Origin of the sequence: Providencia sp. PROV205 (assembly GCF_028479505.1) — a bacterium.
Taxonomy (GTDB): domain Bacteria; phylum Pseudomonadota; class Gammaproteobacteria; order Enterobacterales; family Enterobacteriaceae; genus Providencia; species Providencia huaxiensis.
In genome coordinates this window covers 1-19,940 of sequence record NZ_JAMPNU010000013.1, presented here as the reverse complement: position 1 = coordinate 19,940, position 19,940 = coordinate 1, and the positions used below count along the sequence as shown (strand labels likewise).

General features: G+C 39.9%; 15 protein-coding genes, 2 tRNA genes and 1 pseudogene. 7 read left to right on the top strand and 11 right to left on the bottom strand.

Features of this window, described 5'->3' with window-relative positions; translation table 11 throughout:
• Position 1 precedes the first annotated feature (1 nt).
• On the bottom strand, positions 2-2,485 hold the full coding sequence (locus tag PR800_RS09065) for a fimbria/pilus outer membrane usher protein (protein WP_239979464.1): 2,484 nt from the start codon (positions 2,483-2,485) through the stop codon (positions 2-4).
• An 85-nt stretch (positions 2,486-2,570) separates the two neighbouring features.
• Entirely contained in the window at positions 2,571-3,101 is a 531-nt protein-coding gene (locus PR800_RS09060; protein ID WP_102137568.1) for a fimbrial protein, read from the bottom strand.
• 837 nt (positions 3,102-3,938) lie between these two features.
• On the opposite strand from PR800_RS09060, the pseudogene PR800_RS19660 reads away from it, so the two are divergent.
• Together PR800_RS19660 and PR800_RS09050 are read left to right on the top strand one after the other, a co-directional pair.
• Positions 3,939-4,424, top strand: a pseudogene (locus tag PR800_RS19660) (Tn3 family transposase).
• Positions 4,425-5,217: 793 nt separating this feature from the next.
• Positions 5,218-6,186 (top strand): fimbrial protein, encoded by a 969-nt coding sequence (locus PR800_RS09050; protein ID WP_102137569.1) that lies wholly within the window; start codon positions 5,218-5,220, stop codon positions 6,184-6,186.
• Positions 6,187-6,316: 130 nt separating this feature from the next.
• Here the strand turns inward: PR800_RS09050 and crr are convergent, their stop codons facing one another.
• From crr to cysZ, 5 genes are all read right to left on the bottom strand, one after another.
• Complete coding sequence (gene crr, locus PR800_RS09045) at positions 6,317-6,826, bottom strand: PTS glucose transporter subunit IIA (RefSeq protein ID WP_004264878.1); 510 nt, start codon at positions 6,824-6,826, stop codon at positions 6,317-6,319.
• 48 nt (positions 6,827-6,874) lie between these two features.
• The gene (gene ptsI, locus PR800_RS09040; RefSeq protein WP_272530610.1) at positions 6,875-8,602 is read right to left on the bottom strand and encodes a phosphoenolpyruvate-protein phosphotransferase PtsI; all 1,728 of its coding nucleotides are present in this window, start codon (positions 8,600-8,602) and stop codon (positions 6,875-6,877) included.
• A 140-nt stretch (positions 8,603-8,742) separates the two neighbouring features.
• On the bottom strand, positions 8,743-9,000 hold the full coding sequence (ptsH, locus tag PR800_RS09035) for a phosphocarrier protein Hpr (protein WP_004264876.1): 258 nt from the start codon (positions 8,998-9,000) through the stop codon (positions 8,743-8,745).
• 352 nt (positions 9,001-9,352) lie between these two features.
• Positions 9,353-10,306: a cysteine synthase A gene (gene cysK / locus PR800_RS09030; RefSeq protein ID WP_102137571.1), complete on the bottom strand. Its 954-nt coding sequence runs from the start codon at positions 10,304-10,306 to the stop codon at positions 9,353-9,355.
• A 239-nt stretch (positions 10,307-10,545) separates the two neighbouring features.
• Entirely contained in the window at positions 10,546-11,310 is a 765-nt protein-coding gene (gene cysZ, locus PR800_RS09025) for a sulfate transporter CysZ (protein WP_102137572.1), read from the bottom strand.
• A 218-nt stretch (positions 11,311-11,528) separates the two neighbouring features.
• Here cysZ and zipA point away from each other — a divergent pair, with 218 nt between their 5' ends.
• From zipA to PR800_RS09005, 4 genes are all read left to right on the top strand, one after another.
• Positions 11,529-12,530, top strand: a complete 1,002-nt coding sequence (zipA, locus tag PR800_RS09020; protein WP_272530609.1) for a cell division protein ZipA — start codon at positions 11,529-11,531, stop codon at positions 12,528-12,530.
• Between the two features lie 57 nt (positions 12,531-12,587).
• The gene (ligA, locus tag PR800_RS09015; RefSeq protein ID WP_102137574.1) at positions 12,588-14,606 is read left to right on the top strand and encodes an NAD-dependent DNA ligase LigA; all 2,019 of its coding nucleotides are present in this window, start codon (positions 12,588-12,590) and stop codon (positions 14,604-14,606) included.
• A 276-nt stretch (positions 14,607-14,882) separates the two neighbouring features.
• Positions 14,883-16,067, top strand: a complete 1,185-nt coding sequence (locus PR800_RS09010) for a NupC/NupG family nucleoside CNT transporter (RefSeq protein WP_102137575.1) — start codon at positions 14,883-14,885, stop codon at positions 16,065-16,067.
• Between the two features lie 81 nt (positions 16,068-16,148).
• On the top strand, positions 16,149-16,364 hold the full coding sequence (locus tag PR800_RS09005) for a DUF3820 family protein (RefSeq protein ID WP_004912576.1): 216 nt from the start codon (positions 16,149-16,151) through the stop codon (positions 16,362-16,364).
• Here PR800_RS09005 and PR800_RS09000 read toward each other — a convergent pair.
• On the bottom strand, positions 16,361-16,777 hold the full coding sequence (locus PR800_RS09000; protein ID WP_036959045.1) for a MarR family winged helix-turn-helix transcriptional regulator: 417 nt from the start codon (positions 16,775-16,777) through the stop codon (positions 16,361-16,363). The genes PR800_RS09005 and PR800_RS09000 overlap by 4 nt on opposite strands.
• Positions 16,778-16,900: 123 nt before the next feature.
• Between PR800_RS09000 and PR800_RS08995 the strand changes: the two genes are divergently transcribed.
• A complete protein-coding gene (locus PR800_RS08995) occupies positions 16,901-17,653 on the top strand; it encodes an SDR family NAD(P)-dependent oxidoreductase (RefSeq protein ID WP_102137577.1) in 753 nt (250 codons plus the stop codon).
• Positions 17,654-17,723: 70 nt separating this feature from the next.
• On the opposite strand, the gene PR800_RS08990 is transcribed toward PR800_RS08995, so the two are convergent.
• From PR800_RS08990 to gltX, 3 genes are all read right to left on the bottom strand, one after another.
• Positions 17,724-17,799: transfer RNA gene (locus tag PR800_RS08990), tRNA-Ala, on the bottom strand.
• Positions 17,800-17,841: 42 nt separating this feature from the next.
• A tRNA-Ala gene (locus PR800_RS08985) sits at positions 17,842-17,917 on the bottom strand.
• 175 nt (positions 17,918-18,092) lie between these two features.
• Positions 18,093-19,514 (bottom strand): glutamate--tRNA ligase, encoded by a 1,422-nt coding sequence (gene gltX, locus PR800_RS08980; RefSeq protein ID WP_102137578.1) that lies wholly within the window; start codon positions 19,512-19,514, stop codon positions 18,093-18,095.
• Positions 19,515-19,940 lie beyond the last annotated feature (426 nt).

Here is a 19,940-nt window from a genome sequence, read left to right as displayed (position 1 = left end):
ATTAGTGACGACAAGTAATTGAATCGCTACTTTTAGCCAGGAGGCTGTCAGCTAAGAACGTGCATGCTTGTGCATCTCCCCAGTTGACGCTAAGCTGATCGCCCATGTTCAACCCAGTTAAGTAGACGATGCCAGATTCAGCAATAATGCCTGAAACTTTACCCGTTACGTTATTTTTCACCACTGAGCCTAATGGTGGGTATTGACCATTAGCTAGCTTAATTCGTGTTATCAGCGATTTACCAATATCCGCATCCATTTTAGCATAACCGATTGCACCATCAGTGAGTGTAGACGCTAAAACATTATCATCAATGTTTACGGTGTCTGGTAAGTTGTTCACATCCACCTTATACTCCATATTATAGTAGGTCGGAACGTTACTGATAGTAGCTAACCCACGACTATTCGTCGTCGCATTGCCATTTTCAATAATCACGCCTTTCGCATTTGGCACATCAACCACTAAGCGAGATTGGTCACGATACGTTAAACGGTGCGCTGAAATACCGTGTTGTGTCGCGGTAACCGAGCCACTCACTGTCATACCCAGCGACGTCATTGAGTCCGATAATGACCCTGTGACTTGCACTTGGCCAGCATCCGCACTGTGTGATACATATGTGCTCACCATCCCTTCCGATAACCCATCTTGGGTTGATGCAGTTAAATTATAGTTCGTATTGCTATCAATATGACGACTGTAATTCACATTATTCGCATAGCGCTTGTTGTTGTCACTATAAGAGGCGAAATACGATATGGATGCATTATGATTTTCAGAGTTTAACGGTTTACTGACTGATAAATAAACTTGGTTATCTGTTTTATTATTAGCTCCACGAACTTGGTTTAAAGATAGGGATATGTTCCCACCTTTCATGATACCTTCATCGAAGAATTTATTTAGCCCCACACTGAAATAGTTATTTTGCTTACCATTCCAATAGGTTTTACGGGATGCGGTGATATTCGCACTCGCATTAATCCCAGGTAATTGCTGAGCGTAAGACAATGAAAAAACATGTTTATCTTTATTGGTATCGGTATTTTGTCTGTCGACAAAGTTTTGCTCAACAAAATTGGATAAAGAGTTAAAGGTTCTGTCGGCAAAACGGTACCCGGTTAATGTCAACTGCCCATTAAAACTCGGTAAATCTTTGGCATAGTTGATACGGTAGCTTTTGCCTTTCTCATGCCCCAGTAAGGTATCGGCGTAAGATTGGGTGATATCCACCGAAAAAGCCCCTAAAAAGCCGATATTTTGACCAATGCCGAGGTTAATGGCTTTATATTTATTTCCTGCTGTCGCCACTATTCCCCCAAAAACAGAGGTATTGTTAAACACCCCAACAGAGCTTTCGACTGTCATAAAATTGTCGTTAGCATGGGTACCATTTTTCGGGGATAGTTGACCTAAATTCAAGGTGTAGCGCGCTTGTCCTTTACGGGTTAAAAACGGAATATTGGTTGTGGTAAACTGAAATTTCGTTTCTTTACCGTTATCCTCTGCTACGGTTACATCAATGGTTCCCATGATGGATTGACTTAAGTCCTTAATCACAAAAGGACCCGCCGGCACTTTCACTTGGCTGATGATACGGCCATTTTGTGATAAGGTCACCGTTGCATTTGAGGCTGCAACCCCGGTAATTTGAGGCGCATACCCCCTGAGATTCGGTGGCATCATGCTTTCATCGGTGAACATGCTCACGCCTTTGAAACGCACGCTATCAAACAAATCTGATTTAATAAAAATTTCCCCGGCAAACAACTTCGCCGATAAGCTGGTAATATCCCTAAAAGCGTAGACTTGGTCCCAATCTAAGTTGCGTTTCTTGCTACTCTGTCCATCTTCGCCAACCAATTTATTTTCATATTGGTAATTTGCCCGTAAACGCCATTGCGCGAAGTTAGCGCCCACATTTCCGAAGGCATATAACTGGTTACGTGTTTCTTCGTTTTTACGGGTTAAATGATTATCGCTAATCGTATAATCTAAAATTAACCCAGCAATACCGTAATCGCGCATTTCAGGGGTTACCCACGAAGAATAAGTCGATTCCATATATTTCTGAGGTATCGAAATACTCAGAACTTGTTCGCTATCATTAAAATCGATAGCCACGTTTTGATCGAGAGAGAGTAAATTAATACAATCGTTTTCTTGAGAGGAAAGTAATATTTCTTTCGCCTCTTCATTTAATGGGAAACGTTTTATTAACTGCGCCGTAATACACGGCTCAATTATTCCACCATTATTAATAAATTTAATTTTTTCGCCGCGGATGATTTTTTTATCATTTAAAATGATATCCGACTCATATAAACCTTCACTTAAACTATTTTTTTCAAAATAGCTTAGGTCAATATTATCGTCTACAGATAAATTAAGGGCGTTGATATTAAAAGTTTCAGCGTTCGTATATCCACCACACATAATGAGTGAGATAATATAACCTATATTTTTTCTGTTAAAATACATGTTGGCACTCTTATGCTAATCGATAGAGGAAATACAAAGCTTTACACTAATCAGCGTAAAGCTTTGTTTAGGTATGATGGCTATCTTATTCGTAGCTTAATACATAGTTAGCGATAGAGTTGATGCTACCTGAAGTTGCTGCACCAGTTGCTTCTGCTTGAGCAGATAAAATAATTGTGGTGTCAGACGCTTTCAGTGTTTGCTCTAAGGTATCACCTGGTTTAATGGCTTTACCTGCATTGTCTAAGAATGAAACTGCAACGTTATTTGCGCTACCTGTGCTTGACCATAAAGTTGCGTTAGTTGCATCAGGTTGGCCATTAAAAGTAATTTTTACTTTAGAATATGGTGTACCTGAAGCACTTGGGTCTAATTGGCAATCTTGTAATTTTAATTCAAATGTATTTAGTGGGCCTTTTTTACCTGCAGAACTTAAATTAGCAGCGGCAATACTACCTAATTGAACTTCTTTATTTACATCGGTCGGAGAAATTGTACATGCACCGCTATTTACTGTGCCTTTAAAAGTAATTTTACCTGAACCTGCATCCGCAGCCATTGCAGAAATAGAAGTTGTAGTTAACGCTAAGCATAATGCAATTAAAGTCTTATTCATTTTTGTTTACCTTATATTAAATAATTTAATTAAAAAAATTTATCTGTTGTGAAGAACGAAACAAATAATATCCATAAAATGAGTAATCAGATACCGCTAAAGTATGTATTTACGCGGTAGAATGTAACGAAATATATTAATCTAACGTATTGAAATTAAAGGAAAGTATAAATTGAGATATTTATTGGTATTATTACCGGGGCCGCTTTAGGGTATTAAATGTAGTTTATTAATCCAATAAATTAGCAATGGAAAGGATTAAGCTCCAACATAGCCAATAAAAACAAATAAACACGTCACCAGAGTATTTTGGTGATAAAATATTTTTTAAATAATCAAAAATCGAGTTTTTGAGATATTTATTTACATCCGTTTATGGGTTTGAAACGATTTTATCACGTTAAATCATTCATTAGCATGAAAGGAAGTGATCTAATCACTTGTTTTTTAATGTTATTTTAAATTTTCTTAAATGAAGGCGATATTCTATTATTTTTCACTTATTTTTATCCGATAAAGTAGACAAACTAAAATTAGTTATAAAACAATTGGTTAGTGTTTATTGTGTCTTAGAAAGATATTATGGTCTTAATTTGATAGAAAACGGGGCTTGAATGACTGATTTACCCAATAGAGCAGACTTTAGCTAATTTAGAGACAGATTTTAATACAAAGCTGAGTCATGTTAGCCTCAACATAAATTCAGATGTGAATGACTTTGTCAAAAAGTAGCCGCCGTCAAATCGGTTACAATGGGGTTTAGCCAGTAAAAAGTGGAAAACCAGTATTGATAATCCGATTTATAGGCAAATAAAGAATACTGGAATAATTGATATCATGAAGTTTGTGAACAATGAAACGGGGTTTTTGTCTGTTTTTAATTCAGTCTCATCCAGAAAAAACAGTTTAGAAGCCGATAATAATGATCTTCTTGCTTATATCTTTGGTAACAGCGCAAACTATGGTGTTCACCGAATAGCATCTGCATCAGACCGAAGTCTTAGCATATTACGTGATGTCAATGATATGTTTATTCGACCATAAACGAAAAATCGCCATTTGGAAGTGTGGATGGGCAAAAGCACACTTGCTGAATCAATACATTCAAAGCGTGTTCTTCAGACAAATACTTCAGACAAATACTTCAGAAAGGGAAAAGGCGTTTTCGCAATGACTCCTGTATCTAATCATGTCGCATTGGTAACGACAATCATTTCATCTAATGAGTATGAAGGTCATCGTATCTTTAATTTATTTATGTACTTTAGTATAAAGCACAATTATTTTAATTTTAAATATAGTATGAAACGAAAAATGGGCTAATTTATGGAGGTGCTATTTTTGCGGCATGCATAACATGATGACTTAAATATATATCATGTGCAGTGTTATTTGCTTTTTAAGGTACATGTTTTCTACCGTTATCCTACCTTAACTTCAGCGTGCCGAACGCTGGCCCATTCAACATGAATTGGCGTATAAATCTTAGTTGATTTCACATCACTGTGTACCCTCAATTGAGGATCTACGCCTAGCTTCTCAGGTGAATGCATAGCGAGTGTCCTTATTTCTTGCTTTTTAAAATACACGGCATAGATAACTAGGACACTGTTTGTGCAAGATGATGAACTGCTGAGCTAATCAAGCGACTTCTTTATTGAGAACCGACAAACAACGTAAGAGTTAGCAGTATTATCTCTACTTTCCTCGATGATCAGTTTTAGCTCTCCGCCTATTGGAATAGCAGAGTGCGTAGTCTCTTTGTTTTTAATTTTTTGTCTATAGATATCTATAGATATATATACCCCAAAAACCCTATTTATTGGCACATTTATTTTAATTTATTATATTTAGTTACATACTATAGATGAAATTAATAATTTACTAATACTATTTTACTCATCAATTGAGTACCATTCGTGAAAATAACGCATGCCCATTTAAAGTAGTAGAAAGGGGTGTATAAAACGCAGTCAATAGCTACGGGTTTACTGAATTTGAAGCGTGAGATGGATATCTAGTACGTACATTAGCATAGTCCAATGTTGAACATGTTGATTACATAGATATAAATGTGACTTTTAAAATTTTAGTATTAGCCCTGAGGAATAATTAAATGAAATCTCTTATGAGCAAAAAAATAGAAAATAAACTAAAACTAGGTGTGTTTGGCTCGTTACTGATGGCTTTTAGCACATTTTCTTATTCCGGTGTTAGCTGTACTCCTTTGGGGGCGTGGTACCCATTACCATTATTATCCATTGATATGAATACAATCCCAGGTACTGTTCCTGAAGGAACAAGATTAGGCTCAGGGTTTTCAGCGTTATCATGGCGATGTAATTTTTCTGGAACTGTAGCAGATAGAACTATCTGGTTTCATAGTCAAACACCCGGCTCAGTTAAAGCTCACCTTCTCTCTAGCGGAGTTAAAGTTTTTCAGTCATCTTATGTGGGGAAAGTTGAAATTACAGCACCGACTACTCCAGCATTAAATGTGGGATATTGGAAGGTAGGTACCGAAAACATATCATTGTGGCATAATTTTACTATAGAACGTGGAAAGGGGCCGTTAAAATCATTTGACACAGGTGATTTCATTCTTGGCTATCACACGGATGGAGTGGGAAATCGTATTGCTGATTATTACACTATCCGCCTTGTTGGCACATTAATTAATTATTGTCCAACACCGATTGTTACGATGAGTGACAAAGTAGTTGATTTTAAAGAGCTGACAACGGATCAATTTGAAAATAATAAAACAATAAAAGAAAATTTTAATTTAACTTTAACTCCAGTTTCAACTTGTGATGCTGCTTTAGAAGTTAGTGTTAAATTTCAAAGCAATAAAGGCGTAGTGAATAATAAATATATCGTTTTTGATAACGGTTTGCAGATGGCGATTACCGATAGAAGTTTGGGGCAAGAAATTAGTTTTGGTCAGGAGTATTATAAAGGTGTTATTACTAAGCAAAAGCCCGGTAATTATCAGTATTCAGCTGAGTTATCTAAAAAAAATAATGAGAATATTAAGCAGGGGCCATTTAGCAATACCGTAAATGTTTTATTTACATATAAGTAATAGAAATATAATTCTCAAATGTTGTTGATAAAATAAAAAACCTAACCTGATTATCAAGTTTTAATCATCATGCTAAATGAAAAACCATCAGGCAAGACCTGATGGTTTAAACTAAATATTGGCACTTAAGCTATTTCTTAATACGCATGATGACAGTTTCACCGACTGTCACGGAGCCTGTCAGTTTGTTGAGCTCTTTGATTTCGTCCATATTAGAAATGACAACTGGCGTTAAAACAGATTTTGCTTTCTCTTCTAACAGTGCTAAATCAAACTCAATGATTAAATCACCTTTTTTCACCGTTTGGCCTTCTTCAGCGATGCGTTTAAAGCCTTCACCTTTAAGCTCAACGGTATCAATACCGAAGTGAACAAATAGTTCTATACCATCATCTGACTCAATAGAAAACGCATGGTTAGTTTCAAAAATCTTACCAATTGTGCCGTCTACAGGGGCAACGATTTTGTTACCTGCGGGTTTAATCGCAATACCATCACCCACAATTTTTTCTGCGAACACAACGTCTGGAACATCTTCAATATTGACAATTTCACCGGATAAAGGTGCGATAATTTCAATACTGCCACTGCTACTTTTGTCTTCCGAAACGAGTGATTTCAGTTTGTCAAACAGACCCATGGACCTTCTCCTAATCGTTTTATATGGGACCGAACTAATGTGCTGTTCCTAGCATAACGTTTTTTCTTGGATAAAGGTATCTACAAGTTTCATCAATTCATCCGCTGTTGGTTGAGCAAGTGCTTGTTCAGCCAACGCTTGAGTATCAGTAAAGCTCGCATTGCGAATTAACTTTTTGATACGTGGAATTGAAATTGCGCTCATACTAAATTCATCCAGCCCCATGCCAAGTAGCAATAAGGTTGCACGCTCATCTCCTGCTAACTCCCCACACATCCCAGTCCATTTACCTTCAGCGTGTGATGCATCGATCACTTGCTTAATTAAGTTTAGGACAGCAGGTGACATCGGGTTGTAAAGATGAGAAATCAGTTCATTACCACGGTCGACCGCTAAAGTGTATTGAGTGAGATCGTTCGTCCCAATACTAAAGAAATCAACTTCTTTTGCCAAGTGGCGAGCAATCACAGCAGCGGCTGGTGTTTCAACCATCACACCGACTTCAATTGACTCGTCAAAAGCCTTACCTTCCTCACGTAACTGAGCTTTTAGCATTTCTAGCTCTGCTTTTAGTTCACGAACTTCTTCAACGGAAATGACCATTGGGAACATAATACGCAGTTTACCAAATTTAGAGGCTCTTAAAATAGCTCTTAACTGTGAGTGTAAGATTTCTTTGCGATCAAGACAAATACGAATTGCACGCCAGCCGAGGAATGGGTTCTCTTCTTTCGGTAAATTCATATATGGCAGGTCTTTATCACCGCCTATATCCATTGTGCGGACAATAACGGCTTGGCTGCCCATTGCTTCTGCAACTGCTTTATAAGCTTGGAATTGCTCTTCTTCAGTAGGAAGAGAGTCTCTATCCATAAATAAAAATTCAGTGCGGTAAAGGCCAACGCCTTCTGCGCCATTGCGTTCAGCACCAGCGACATCTCGTACGGTACCAATGTTGGCACAAACTTCAACTTGATGACCATCAAGGGTGATAGCAGGCAAATCTTTTAATTTTGCGAGCTCTTCTTTTTCTTGTAGGTATTCATCACGGAAGGCTTTGAGTTTGTCGATTTCGGCTTCAGATGGGTTCAGGTGGATAGTGTTGTTAACACCATCTAATACAATGAAATCGCCATTTTTAATTTTGCGGGTGGCATCACTAGTTCCGACAATGGCTGGTAACTCAAGGGAACGTGCCATAATCGAGGTATGTGATGTACGGCCACCTAAATCAGTAATAAACCCTAATACTTTATCTAAATTCAGCTGTGCGGTTTCTGAAGGGGTTAAATCAGCCGCCACTAAAATAACTTCTTCGCTGATTGCACTTAAATCAACGATAGGAATATTTAAGATGTTTTTTAATAAACGCTTACCGATATCACGTACGTCAGCGGCACGCTCTTTAAGGTATTCATCATCAAGAGATTCAAGGGCTTGAGCTTGATCTTCAATAACAGAATATGCAGCTGCATCAGCTGTTTTTTTGTCGCCTTTGATTAAAGTGACAATTTCTTGCTCCAGCTCTTCATCTTCCAGCAGCATTATATGACCTTCAAAAATCTCAGCTTTTTCAGCTCCAAGATTTCTTTCGGCTTTTTCTTTAATCAAATTGAGTTGTTCGGCTGATTTGTTTCGTCCCTCAATAAAGCGAGCGATTTCTTTATCAACCTGATCGTCAGCGATTTTTTTTGTGCTAACAACGATAGGATCTTCTTTGAGGATTAAAGCTTGACCAAAAGCAAAACCCGGGGATACTAAAATTCCTGAAATCATAATATTACCTTACTGCTGCTAGTGCTGGGAGTTCTGATGTTGCAGAGACGACAATGAATATAGCCGATTATACAAATGTCCCCGAATGACATCACTCAGGGACATTGAATGAAATCAGTAAATGCTATTTTCGTGCGAAATTATTCTAATTCGCCCATCAGTTTAACTAAATGCTCAACGGCTTCTTTTTCGTCTTCGCCTTCAGCAGAAATTGTTACTACTGTGCCTTGTGTTAGGCCTAAGGTTTGTAATTTAAACAAACTTTTTGCGCTAGCGGATTTGCCGCCAGAGATTAAAGAAATATCAGAAGAGAATGCTTTTGCTTCTTTTACAAATTGAGCTGCAGGACGAGTATGTAGACCATTTGGTGCCGTAATAGTAACTTCTTGCTGAAACATAGTATTTCCTCAATAACTTTCGTTTTTTTAATTACCCAGCCAATTGTAGATGAAATAGACTAGGTTTGCGTATAAGTTAGATTATTAACTTGAAAAAAGGTTTCCTACTTTGTGCGGTATCAACCCTTTTTCTATTTTTCTTGCGATCTCGCCACTTTTTTCTCATTGGCAAATTATTTTACTCGCCCTAGAGGTTGGCTAAAAAGTGATTAATTTCGAGGTGCAAAATAATTACTATGTTTAATACTAAACCCCGAATTATAAATCATCTCCATCCGTGCTAAACTTTGATCCATGCCACAAAAAAAGCACCATTTAGGTGCTTTTTTAACGATATTGTAACGAAGTTATGTTACTCAGCGGAGATGTCAGCAAATAGGGCTGTAGACAAATAACGCTCACCTGAAGAAGGTAAAATAACGACGATATTTTTACCTTTATAGGCAGGGTCTGCGGCAATTTGAGTGGCAGCAGCAATAGCCGCGCCTGATGAAATACCGGCCAGAATGCCTTCTTTTTCCATTAGTTCACGAGCAGTTTTGATGGCTTCGTCATCGCTGATTTGAATGACTTTATCGAGTAATTTTAAATCTAAGTTACCCGGAATAAACCCAGCTCCGATCCCTTGGATCTTATGTGGTCCTGGTTTAATTTCTTCACCTGCTAAGGCTTGTGTGATAACGGGTGAGGTTTCTGGCTCAACAGCTACGATAGTCACATCTTTGCCTTTGGTGTTTTTCAGGTACTTTGCAATCCCTGTAATTGTCCCACCTGTACCGACACCAGCAACCACAACGTCGACATTGCCGTCAGTATCTTCCCAAATTTCAGGCCCTGTGGTTTTTTCATGAATTTCAGGGTTTGCTGGATTATTAAACTGTTGAAGTAATAGGTATTTCTTAGGGTTGCTATTCACTATTTCTTCAGCTTTAGCTATCGCACCTTTCATACCTTTTGCCCCCTCGGTTAAAACGAGGTTGGCGCCCAGTGCTTTGAGCAGTTTACGACGTTCAATACTCATCGTTTCAGGCATGGTTAAGGTCAACTTATAACCTCTTGCCGCAGCGACATAGGCTAAAGCGATCCCTGTATTACCACTGGTTGGCTCAACTAATTCTTTGTCTTTGTTTAGGATACCTTTTTTCTCTGCGTCCCAAATCATGTTCGCACCAATACGGCACTTAACACTGAAGCTTGGGTTGCGAGATTCCACTTTTGCTAAAATATTGCCATTACCAAAATGCTTTAATCGGACAAGTGGGGTGTGGCCAATGGTCAACGAGTTATCATCATAAATTTTGCTCATGGGATATCCTTAAAAATCGGTTAGCCAGTAATGTAATCGGTATTAATTAAAAATAATGAGATGGATTCAACATACGTTAAGAACAGATTAATGCAAATATGATTTGAGAATAAGCTTATAACGAAATGTTATTTTAGAACTAATAATTCTAAAGAATGATTATAGTGTAACAAAAATAAGTCAATAAAAGAGCGCAGGCGGTAAACCTGCGCACTGATTAATAGACAATGATTAATAGATTAGTAGCGTGCGTAACGCTCACGATACCGGTCAACCCACATCAATGTTGCACCGCAAACTGCAACAGGCATGATCACTAAGTTGACAAAAGGGACCATCATTAACAGGCTGATAACGCCACCAAATTGAACGTTTCTCATCCGTTCTTTGGCAAGTGCTTGCTTCATTTCGCCGAAGCCAACACGGTGGTTATCAAACGGGTAATCGCAATATTGGATTGACATCATCCAAGCACCAAATAAAAACCACAGTACGGGGGCGACGGTTTGGCCAATACCGGGTATGAAAAATAAGATCAGTAACCCAATAGCGCGAGGTAAGTAGTAACCGATTCGGACAAACTCGCGTTTTATCATGCGAGGAACATCTTTTAATAACTCCGCGACGCCAGTATCTGGAGACGGTTTGCCTGTTAGCTCCGCTTCGAGTTTTTCTGATAGCCAGCCGTTAAAAGGTGCCGCGATAATATTGGCTATCGTACTAAAAAAATAAGTAAACACGAGCAGTATTGAGATAACAGCGATTGGCCAAATAACATAATCGAGCCATTGTAGCCAGTCAGGAATGTAACCCATTACTTGGTCAATCCAGCCACCAAGCTTGGTATATAACCACCAAAATGCGCCGCCTAAGAATAAAATATTGGCTAATAGGGGCAAAATAACAAAACGTTTGATACCGGGACGAGTGATTAATCTCCAGCCTTGTGTAAAATAATAAAAACCAGAATGGTCTTTTTGTGTCGAAAATGTCGATTGGGTCATACTTCTTGTTCTCTCCTTTTCGGTTGACCATGTATCATATAGATATGAAATTAGGCTGACTAGCCATTATTCGCTTAAAAAAGCAGCAAATGAAAGCGGAATATTCTCTTTCTTGTAAGAAAATCGTTCTGGGGGTTGCACTTAGAGCAATTGAGAAATAATCTTAAGGTAGTTTCCGCCGTGTTGGCATTATCATTCATCAACTAGAGATAGCAGCGATGCAGGATTTGCGTCTGATATTAGTGGTCGTAGGTGCGATAGCGATTGTCGCTTTATTACTGCATGGTTTATGGACCAGCCGTAAAGAGCGCTCAAAGTTATTTCGCGACAGACCCGTAAAACGTAGAAAGAACGATATGCAAGAGAACTCATCAGAATATGATGATTCTGCATTATTTACTGAAAATCAACCTACTCAGCAGGCGCCTGTTCATCCGGCTGCAACTGAGCCTGTATATCCGGTAAAAAATGAGTCTCCAGTTGAACCTAATATACAGCCACAGGTGTCGGTTGAACCTGACATTATTATGAATAGGGAGCCAGAGGCTAAACCGCCAGTTCATAATGAACCTACGCCGCATCAACGTACTGAACCTATTCATGTACCTGAGCAACTCACCATTAACATGAGTGAGGAAGTGGCAATAGAGCCTGAAATTCGTACTCAGCCGGTTACAAGTATTGCCGCTGAACCACATATTGATTCAACTAAATTAAGAGAAGAGCCTCAGCCGAGCACCTATGAACAAGAGACGCAGCATATTGAGAAGAAAGCTGAGCCGCAGGAAGCTCCTGCTACAACAAGTAGCAAGGAGACAGTTCTGGTACTTCACGTAGCCGCTCATCAAGGACAAGAACTGCAAGGTGAGTTATTACTGCAAAGTATTTTACAAGCTGGTTTCCAATTCGGGGAAATGAAAATATTCCACCGTCATGTAAATCCGTCGGGTACGGGACCAGTGCTGTTTAGCCTGGCTAACATGGTGAAACCGGGCTCATTTGACCCTGAGACAATGGCTGACTTTAGTACGCCAGGGGTTTCCATGTTTATGATGGTACCGTCTTATGGTGATGCAGGGCAAAATTTCAAACTGATGTTACAAGCCGCTCAACGTATCGCATCAGATGCGGGAGGCGTCGTTCTTGATGACGAACGCAAAATGCTGACACCTCAAAAAATAGAGGTGTATCATGCTCGAATTAGAAACACATTAAGTTAAATAAACATTAAACAAAACCCCCATTAATTGGGGGTTTTTTATCTGTATGAGTGGATCATGACAACCAAACAAGAAATAGACGAATTAAAAAAACAGTTACGTCATCATGAATATCAATACCATGTATTAGATGCGCCTGAAATTCCAGACGTTGAATATGACAAGCTAATGCAACGTCTAAAAGAGATTGAGGCGCTGCATCCTGAACTTGTTACGAGTGATTCACCAACTCAACGTGTTGGTGCCGCACCATTAGCGGCGTTTGATACCGTACGCCATGAAATACCTATGTTATCGCTAGATAATGTTTTTGACGAAGAGAGTTACCTTGCCTTTGATAAGCGGGTAAGAGATCGTTTGAAAAACCATCAAGAGCTGACTTTCTGTTGTGAGCTTAAACTTGATGGACTCGCGGTAAGTTTGTTGTATGAAAACGGTGAGTTAGTACAAGCTGCGACTCGTGGTGATGGGACAGTCGGTGAAAATATTACCGCGAATGTTCGAACCATACGCGCTATCCCATTGCGTTTAACCGGCAGTAATATTCCAGATCGTGTTGAGATCCGCGGCGAAGTTTTCATGCCCCAAAAAGGGTTTGAAGCGCTGAATGAGCAAGCACGTAAAACAGATGGCAAAGTCTTTGCGAACCCACGTAATGCGGCTGCGGGTTCTCTGCGTCAATTAGACCCACGTATTACCGCCAAAAGGCCACTCACTTTTTATTGTTATGGTGTTGGGTTAGTGGAAGGTGGCACGTTACCAGATACACATTATGACCGTTTGATGCAATTCAAAGCATGGGGGTTACCAGTTAGTGATTATGTTCAATTACGAGTTGGTCATCAGGCCGTGTTAGATTTTTACCATGAAATTGAGCAAGTTCGCCCTGATCTTGGCTTTGATATCGATGGGGTAGTCATTAAAGTTAACTCAATTGCGATTCAAGAAGAGTTAGGTTTTGTTTCTCGAGCACCTCGTTGGGCGACTGCGTTTAAATTTCCAGCTCAAGAGCAAGTTACACTATTAAAAGATGTGGAATTTCAAGTTGGGCGTACCGGTGCTATCACGCCAGTGGCGCGTTTAGAGCCCGTGCAAGTCGCGGGTGTGGTAGTCAGCAATGCGACGCTGCACAATGCAGATGAAATTGAACGCCTTGGTGTGCATATCGGTGATACGGTCATTATTCGTCGAGCAGGGGATGTTATTCCACAAATCGTCAGTGTTGTCGTTGATAAGCGCCCCGCGAATAGTCGTGAAATTGTTTTCCCAACCCATTGCCCTGTATGCGGCTCTGATATCGAACGAGTCGAAGGTGAAGCGGTAGCGCGCTGTACAGGTGGGCTGATTTGTGGGGCACAACGCAAAGAAGCGCTGAAGCATTTTGTCTCACGCCGAGCAATGGATGTCGATGGCATGGGCGATAAAATTATCGACCAGTTAGTTGAAAAAGAGTATGTCAAAACTCCAGCAGATTTGTACCAATTAAGTGCAGGCATTTTAACTGGCCTCGATAGAATGGGGCCGAAGTCGGCACAGAATCTGGTTGATGCACTCAATAAGTCTAAACAAACGACGTTAGCTCGCTTTATTTACGCTCTTGGAATTCGAGAGGTTGGTGAAGCCACAGCGGCAAATTTAGCGGCGCATTACACCACACTTGAAGCCGTGATGGCAGCAGATGAAGAGTCACTAAAAACGGTTCAAGATATTGGTCATGTGGTTGCGAAACATGTGGTTAATTTCTTTCATGAGGCCCATAACCAAGCAGTGATTGATGATTTAATCAATAAGGCAAACATTCATTGGCCAGAAGTAAAAGTCGTGAATAGTGCAGAAATCGACAGCCCATTTGCAGGTAAAACGGTGGTGCTAACAGGGTCAATGAGCGTATTGACGCGTGATGAAGCCAAAGACAAGTTAGTGGCTTTGGGCGCGAAAGTCTCAGGAAGCGTCTCGAAGAAAACAGATTTGGTTATTGCAGGGGAGGCCGCAGGTTCTAAATTAGCGAAAGCAAATGAACTTGGCATACGTGTTATCGATGAAAATGAATTGATTCGTTTGCTGAATATCCAATAGTGAACTATATTCAATTTGGCTTAGTTGCCTACAATCTCTGTAGGCAACAATTTTATACGCAGGTTGTTGTAAGTCTTAACTTAAATTCTCAGTAAAATTTCTGTGCAAAAAAAGCGAATGGTAGGAATTGTTATCGTTGAAACGTGATCGCCTTCTTCTTTTTGCAAAATACACCTAGTAAGCTTTCATATTAATGTGACGTCCGTCTCATTTAAATGTTACCTATTACATAGAATATGCACCATAGACTGATTCTTAAATTTGTTGGAGTCGCATATGACCTCGATCCTGCATTTCGTTTTATCTTTAGTTGTAATCGCAGCTCTTGCCATTTTAGCTAGTAGTAACCGTAGAGGGATCCGTCCTCGCTATGTTGTTCAACTGCTCGTTATTCAAATTGCATTAGCGTATTTGTTCTTGAAATCGAATATTGGCGAATCTTTTGTTCTTGGTGTGGCAGGGGTATTTACCCACTTGCTAGGCTATGCAGCAGAAGGAACCAAATTTATTTTTGGTGGTATGATTGAAGGGAACTTAGCGTTCTTCTTCTTACAAGTGTTATGCCCAATCATCTTTATTTCTGCGTTGATCGGGATCTTACAGCACATCAAAATTCTTCCTATCGTGATCCGTATTATCGGTACCGTATTATCGAAAGTGAACGGTATGGGTAAGTTGGAATCTTTTAACGCAGTAAGTTCATTGTTATTGGGTCAGTCAGAAAACTTTATCGCGTATAAAGACCAATTGAACCGGATGTCAGACCGCAGAATGTACACCATGGCAGCAACAGCTATGTCAACGGTATCTATGTCTATCGTTGGGGCATATATGACCATGTTAGAACCACGTTTCGTGGTCGCTGCATTGGTTCTGAATATGTTTGGTACTTTCGTCGTACTGTCACTGATTAACCCTTACCCACCGGAAGGTGAAGAAGATATTCAAATGAGCAACCTGCACGAAGGGCAAAGCTTCTTTGAAATGTTAGGTGAATATATTCTTGCAGGGTTTAAAGTAGCGATTATCGTTTCAGCGATGTTGATTGGTTTTATTGCTCTTATTGCGATGATTAACGGTATTTTCTCAGCTGTATTCGGTATCGACTTCCAAACTATGTTAGGTTACGTGTTCTATCCGTTTGCATGGATGCTCGGTATTCCTGCTGATGAAGCTTTACAGGTTGGCGGAATTATGGCAGTGAAAATGGTCACGAATGAATTCGTTGCGATGGATGGTTTACAAGCGATTGCTGGTGGGTTATCTGAGCGTTCTGTTGGTATCTTATCGGTATTCTTAGTGTCTTTCGCTAACTTCTCATCCATTGGTATTATTGCGGGTGCAATTAAAGGCTTAGATGAGAAACAAGGTAATACTGTGGCTCGCTTCGGTTTAAAATTACTGTACGGTTCAACCTTAGTTAGCTTCTTATCTGCAGCGGTCGTTGGGTTAGTTTTGTAATCCATTAAAACATGCTAGATTACGAAACGGCGTTCAAATGAGCGCCGTTTTTTTATGCTTTGATACGAAAGAGAAATCACAATGGAAAAACAAGACCTCATTGATATGGCCAATACGTATATGCCATTTGGTAAATATAAAGGGTGCGTATTAATTGATTTACCCGAAGAATATTTATTATGGTTCTATAAGAAAGGAGAGTTCCCTGCTGGACGTTTAGGGCAATTAATGGAGATGACCCTAGGACTAAAAATAGAAGGCTTAGAAGGGCTGGTAAAACCTTTAAAACGGGGTTAATCGTGGCCTAGTGCGTGAGTAATTTTCTGACTTAAAGTAATAAATAGTTTCTGTTCTTGGGGGGTTAATGCTGCTTTGACCTTAGCTGCATTTTCAGCACGCCCTGTAGCTGCACGCTGCAAAAAATGATGCCCTTTGTCGGTTAAACGGGTGATCAGCTCCCGTCTATCTTCTTCAGATTGATATTGCTCGACAAATTCATAAGATTTCAGAACTCGAAGAAACTTCGATAAATTTTGGCGAGAGAGCCCAAGTGATTGGCTTAACTGACTTGGTGTTAAATCCCCTTTTAATCTCAATATCTCTAGCACATCATATTGACCCCAAGTTATTTGCTCAGGGGTAAAGCTAACTCTGCGTGCAACTAGCGTACATTGCAGCAGGGAAAGTGCATCTTCAAGAGAATTTGGCATTATGAAAACTCCGTAACATTCAATCTATTGAGTATATATTGATTTTAATAATAAGACGACTAGTTGATTAACTTTAGTTAATTAATTATAGTTAACTAAAGTTAATCATAATTGAGGTGAGTTATGGGTAAGTTTAATCAGCGAGTGGCATTGGTTACAGGGGCATCGACGGGTGTCGGTTTTACTATTGCACAAAAGCTGTATTCACTTGGTGCGATAACGGTAATTACGGGGCGTAATGAGGTAGCTTTACAGCAAGCCGCTAAAGAGATAGACCCAACAGGACAGCGTGTCTATGCCATAAAAATGGATGTCGCAAATGCACAAGACTTTAAAACAACAGTCGAAAAAATTGAGCAGCAATACGGTGTTCTACATTATTTAGTGAATAATGCAGGGATCACTGGCCCTCATGGTGTCAATATTGAGGATTATCCTTTAGAGGCTTGGCATGAGGTGATTGAAACCGATATAACAGGGACATTTCATGGTATGAAGTACAGTATTCCTGCGATTTTGCGTAGTGGTGGGGGAGCTATCGTCAATTTATCAGCTTGCAATGGGGTAACAGGGATAGCGGGTATAGCACCATACACGGCAGCAAAGCATGCAGTATTGGGGTTAACACGTTCCGCAGCCTTAGAGAACGCTCAAAAAGGTATCCGTATCAATGCTGTTGGCCCTGGCTATGTAGAAACTCCGAATATCAGTGTATTACCCCAGGAAACGCAGCAATGGATGGCCTCTACTCACCCAATGGGCAGAATGGCGACTCGGCAAGAAATTGCTAATGTGGTGGCCTTTTTGTTATCAGAAGAGAGTAGCTTTATAACCGGTGCATTTATTCCTATTGATGGTGGTTATACCGCGCAGTAATTCATAATCTAAAAGATATTATTGATTTAAAATGGAAGGGGTGAATAGCGACTTTTAGTCTTTAAGTGATTGGTGGAGCTAAGCGGGATCGAACCGCTGACCTCTTGCATGCCATGCAAGCGCTCTCCCAGCTGAGCTATAGCCCCAATCGAAATGTTTTGTATTGTGCCACCTAACAGGGAATTAGATGGTGGAGCTAAGCGGGATCGAACCGCTGACCTCTTGCATGCCATGCAAGCGCTCTCCCAGCTGAGCTATAGCCCCAAACAAAATCTTTTGGACGGGATGCATCATATTCAAGCTAAGTTAGAGTGTCAATAAAATAATCGGGTTTTAGGTTTAATTGCTGAAATATAGAACATTTTGCAGTCAGCTGAGTGGGGAAGGGAGATTGAGGCAGAGAATTGGCCCCCAATAAATTGGAGGCCAATAATTAAAATTATTGAGCAGAAGCTTCACGTTCAGCAATAAACGCTAAGGCTTTTTCAATACGAGCAATAGAACGAGCTTGGCCGATAGCGTGAACAGTGACATCTAGGCCTGGAGATTGGCCAGCACCTGTCACAGCGACACGTAAAGGCATACCCACTTTACCCATGCCCACTTCTAACTCAGCTGCTGTCGCTTCAATAGCTTGGTGAACATTTTCAGCCGTCCAATCAGTGATCGCAGCTAACTTAACTTTTACCACTTCTAATGGCTGGCGAGCGACTGGGCGCAAATGTTTCTTAGCAGCATCTGCATCAAACTCGTCAAAATCTTGGTAGAAATAGTGGCAAGATTCGGCCATTTCTTTCAATGTTTTGCAACGTTCACCCAGTAATTTGATTAGATCAACTAATTGAGGCCCTGTGCTGGTATCAATATTCTGTTGTTCAATATGCCATGCAAGATAGGTTGCAACTTCTTCTGCTGGTAACGTATTGATATAATGATGGTTTAACCATTGTAGTTTTTCAGTGTTAAACGCGCTTGCTGATTTACTGATAGCATCAAGGCTGAAATATTCTTTCATTTCATCAACAGTGAAAATCTCTTGGTCGCCATGAGACCAACCTAAACGCACTAAATAGTTAAGAAGTGCTTGCGGCAAGTAACCATCATCACGATATTGCATAACGCTAACAGCACCATGGCGTTTTGACAGTTTTTTACCATCATCACCTAGGATCATCGAAACGTGAGCATACACAGGCACTGGTGCCCCTAATGCTTTTAGAATGTTGATTTGGCGAGGCGTGTTGTTGATATGGTCTTCACCACGGATAACGTGGGTAATTTCCATATCCCAGTCATCAATAACCACACAGAAGTTGTAAGTTGGTGAACCATCAGTACGACGAATAATTAAATCGTCCAGCTCTTGGTTACTAAATTCAATTGGCCCACGAATTTTGTCGTCAAAAATAACGGAACCTTCTTGTGGGTTACGGAAACGAACAACGTGTGGCTCATCAGGTGTATGGTTGTGGGCATGGTCACGGCAGCAGCCATCATAACGAGGCTTTTCGTTATTTGCCATTTGCTCTTCACGCAAAGCTTCTAAGCGCTCTTTCGAACAATAACAACGATAAGCGGTACCTGCATCTAACATTTGGTCAATGACATCATTATAACGGTCAAAGCGTTTAGTCTGATAGTACGGGCCTTCATCCCAATTTAAATTCAACCAGTTCATACCGTCCATAATGGCATCGATAGCTTCCTGAGTTGAGCGTTCTAAGTCAGTATCTTCAATACGCAGGACAAATTCGCCCTGATTGTGGCGACTAAATAACCAGGAATACAGAGCGGTACGTGCACCACCAACGTGTAAATAGCCAGTTGGGCTTGGCGCAAAACGGGTTTTGATTTTACTCATCGAGATTGCCTTAATTGCAAAACATGTTTTTGAAGCGCTTATCTGTTTACTGTTTAGAAGACTAAAAACAGGCACAATTGACTTGATGGCGAGTTTGATGTTCTAAGCAGTGAAATGTCTAAGCATTGCTAAAATGTATATCTATTCTATCATCCTACAATGATTCCTCAATCAAGTTATCAGAATAGAAGGCAAGAAATTAGTTTGTTTCGCCAAATTTGACATAAATAAATACGCTTTAAAAATAGTTTATGTTTTTTTCTTAAAAGAATAACGAGAAAATGATAGGTAATTGATTAAAAAGGCGGCTTTTCTGGCGAATATTGAAACATCTTGATTATTTTTGCAACGAACGAAAAAAATCTATTGAAAAAGCGTTGACTCAGAACTCAGTATCCCTATAATGCACCTCCATCGACGACGGGG